Source organism: Spirillospora sp. NPDC046719 (assembly GCF_040645715.1).
Taxonomy (GTDB): domain Bacteria; phylum Actinomycetota; class Actinomycetes; order Streptosporangiales; family Streptosporangiaceae; genus Spirillospora.
In genome coordinates, this window is the sequence record NZ_JBEYYT010000703.1 from 1 (window position 1) to 3332 (window position 3332).

Genomic DNA, 3332 nt, shown 5'->3' on the forward strand with positions numbered 1-3332 from the left:
TTTCTTGATTTGTGTCGATCCCGTCGGCCAGTTGGCAGCCGGTCCGGCCGGCTGCCGGAGCCCCTTGCACTGCGTTGGCCCCAGCACGCCCGGCCGGTGTCATCCATACCGTCCGGCAGTTCGTTCTCTGCCGCTTCTCATGGACTCGTCTCTCTTCGATGACAGGAACACTACCCGCCGCTCCCTCGAAAATCTACCTCGTTCACTACAGAGTTTCGTAGATCACACCTTGGGCTTCTCTGCGCCGGCCGCGTGTGCTCCGGTCGGTAGCGGGTAAACGGCCAGGCAGCACGCGCTTCGCAGGGAAACCGGGGAGTGACGGCCGTGGGTTTGATCGTGGAGAGCCGGTTCCCGCCGGCGGACGGCGGCCTGGCGGTCGTGACCCTGGCCGGCGAGCTGGACGTCGCCTCCGCGGCCGAGCTGCGCGGTCACCTGGCCGCGCTGATCGGCGACGGCGCCGGCCACCTCATCCTGGACTTCGCCCGGGTCGAGTTCGTCGACTCCAACGGCCTCGGCGTGCTGGCCGGCGTTCACCGCCTCCTGCGGCCCCCGCCGCGGCCGGAGACGGACGAGAACGGCGCCGATGGGGGCGTGCTCGCCGTCGCGGCGGTGAACCAGCGCGTCCGCCAGGTCCTGCGGACCAGCGGCTTCACCCGGATCATCCCGATCTACCCCTCGGTCGAGACGGCGATCGTGGTCCACCAGGCAGGGCCGCACCACCGGCCCGCACCGCACCACCGGCCGGCGCAGCGGGACCGATGAGTGGTCAGGCCGCCAGGCTCACGCCGGCCAGCACGATGCCCGCGGCGCCCGCCGCCGTCAGCACGCCGGCCGCCACCAGCAGCGCGTACTCCTGGCAGACGAACGCGAACGCCTGCCGCCGGGTCGTCCCGATCCTGCGGAGCAGGGCCAGCTCGCCGCGCCGGCCCGAGATCGCCGTTGCGGCCGTGGTGACGGCGCCGATCGCGCCGTAGGCGGCGGCGATGCCGATCATCACCAGCAGGCCGACGCGGGTCTGGTCCGCCTGCCGGTCGGTGACACTGCCGGCCCAGCGCGCGGCGGGGACGGCCGTGGCCTCGGCGTCGGCCCGGTGGCCAGGACCCAGCGCGGCCTTCACGGCCGTGAGGGCGGTGGAGCCGCCGCGCACGTAGACGCGGGTGGGCCGGGCGCTGCCGCTCCGGTGCGGTCCCAGGACGAGTCGCGGGCCGCCGGGTTCGGCGTCGAACACGGCGGTGATCCGCAGGGTCGCCGGGGTGCCGTCGGCGAGCCACAGGTGGACGGTCTGCCCGACCCGCTTGTGCCAGGAGCGGTCGAGCGCCACGGTCGCGTCGTTCAAGCCGTCCAGCGAGCCCTCGCGAACGCGCAGCCCGAGCACCGCCGGGGAGTCGACGGCGATGGCGGGGAACGGGACCGGCGCCGGTGCCTCCAGGTGGAACGGGGTCAGGGCGGGTTCGCGGGCGAGCACGCTGGTGTCGGTGACGGCGGTCGCCGCCGCGCCCGGCACGGCGCGGACGCGGGCGACCAGCGACGTCGGCAGCCCGGCGGCCCCGGAGGGCAGGACGACCAGGTCGGCGGGCGCGGCCTGGTGATGCAGGCCGCGGTCCTCGGCCGCCTGGACGGTGCCCGTCGTGCCGAGGACGGCCAGCCCGAGCCCCAGCGTGATCATCACGGGGGCGACCGTGGCGGCGGCCTGGCGGGAGCCGGCGGCCACCCGTTCGCGGGCCAGCAGGCCGCCGGGCCCGGCACCGCGGGTGAGCGGCCAGGTGAGCGCCCTGATCAGCGGTGGGAGAAGGGCGGGGGCCAGCAGCACCGCGCCGCCGACGATCAGCAGCGCCAGCTCGACGTCGGTCTTCGGGTCCAGGACGGCGTCCGGCGCCACCGTCACCACCGCGAGCAGCAGCACCGCGCCGAAGCCGAGCGCGGCCAGGCCCAGCAGCCGCCGGGGCAGTCCCGATCCGCGAGGTTCGGCGTCCGCCGCGCGCAGGGCCTCGGCCGGGCGGATGGTCGCGGCCCGGACGGAGGCGGCGACCACGGCCAGCACCGCCACCGCGACACCGGCGGCGAACGCGAGCGTCAGCGGCACCGCGCACGCGGTGGTGCGCGGGACGGTGAACCAGGACGGGGCCATGGCGTGCCGGGCGAGCCACCGGGCGAGCAGCGGCCCGCCGCCCAGGCCGAGCACGCATCCGGCGGCCGATCCCGCCACTCCGATCAGCACCGCCTCGACGCCGACCGACCGGACGACCTGGAGCGGTGTCGCGCCGAGGGTGCGCAGCAGCGCCAGCTCGCGCCGGCGGCGCGCGACCGACAGTCCGAAGGCGCTGGCGGTGACGTACAGCGAGACCGAGGCCGAGAGCAGAGCGGCGATGCCGAGGAAGGAGGTCAGCGAGGTCAGGTCGGCGCGGTCGCGGAGCGCGCCGGGATCGGCGAGGGCCCGGTCGCGGCCGGTCAGGAGCCGCACGCCGGGGAGGCCGGCGGCGCGCCGTGCGGCGGCCTGGCCGGTGGGCACCAGCGCGTCGACCGGGGGCGACAGCCGGGCCGCCTCGGCGTCGGAGAAGAAGACGGCGTGCTCGACCTCGGCCGCGCCGGCGGGAGCCCGCGCGGTCCCCACGACGGTGTAGAAGCCGTCCCGGTCGGCGGCATGCACGAGGACCCGCTGCCCCGGCCGCCCACCGGCGGTCGTGACGATCTCGCCGGGACGCGCGGGCGCGCGGCCGGAGGTCAGGGTGTAGGGGGCGAAGGCGGCCGAGGACCAGCCGTGGCCGACCTGGTCGGACGGGCCGCCGGGCAGCCGGGCGGGGAACGTGCGGTCCAGCGCGGCGCCGGGGAAGGCGGCCAGGGCCGCGGCGGGCAGGGCGGGCTGCTCGGCGAACGGGACGGCGGTCGGCGTCCCGTAGCGGTCCCGGAGCCGCAGGTTCGGGTCGGCTTGGACGACGGCGGGGGCGGCGGCGAACCGCCGCGGCAGCCGGTGCGGGTCGTCGGAGGCCGCCCCCAGCACCAGCGCCATCGTGGCGATCACCGCGACGCCGAGGGTGAGCGCGGCCAGCGGTCCGGCGAGGGACGTCCAGCGGGCGCGCAGGCCCGCGGCGGCGACGCTCAGCATGCCGTCGCCTCCCCGGCCGCCGCACCCGCCGCACCCGCCGCACCCGCCGCACCCGCCGCGCCTGCCGCCTCCTCCAGCCGGGCCAGGCGCCCGGCGACGGTCACCGTGTCGGGATCGTCCAGCGTGCCGGCGATACGGCCGTCGGCCAGGAACACGACGCGGTCGGCGTGTGCGGCGGCGACCGGGTCGTGGCTGACCATGACGATCGTCTGGCCGTGCTCGGCGTCCA

The 3332-nt window shown here is 76.8% G+C and carries 2 protein-coding genes and 1 pseudogene; 1 reads left to right on the top strand and 2 read right to left on the bottom strand.

The window, feature by feature from the left end:
• Positions 1-324 precede the first annotated feature (324 nt).
• On the top strand, positions 325-762 hold the full coding sequence (locus tag ABZ914_RS48885; RefSeq protein WP_500201443.1) for an STAS domain-containing protein: 438 nt from the start codon (positions 325-327) through the stop codon (positions 760-762).
• Between the two features lie 4 nt (positions 763-766).
• Here the strand turns inward: ABZ914_RS48885 and ABZ914_RS48890 are convergent, their stop codons facing one another.
• Together ABZ914_RS48890 and ABZ914_RS48895 are read right to left on the bottom strand one after the other, a co-directional pair.
• Positions 767-3103 carry an FtsX-like permease family protein gene (locus ABZ914_RS48890; protein ID WP_500201444.1) on the bottom strand — a complete coding sequence of 779 codons (2337 nt, stop codon included), beginning with the start codon at positions 3101-3103 and terminating at the stop codon, positions 767-769.
• Positions 3097-3332: pseudogene (locus ABZ914_RS48895) on the bottom strand (hypothetical protein); the annotation flags it as partial. The pseudogene ABZ914_RS48895 and the gene ABZ914_RS48890, both read right to left, overlap by 7 nt.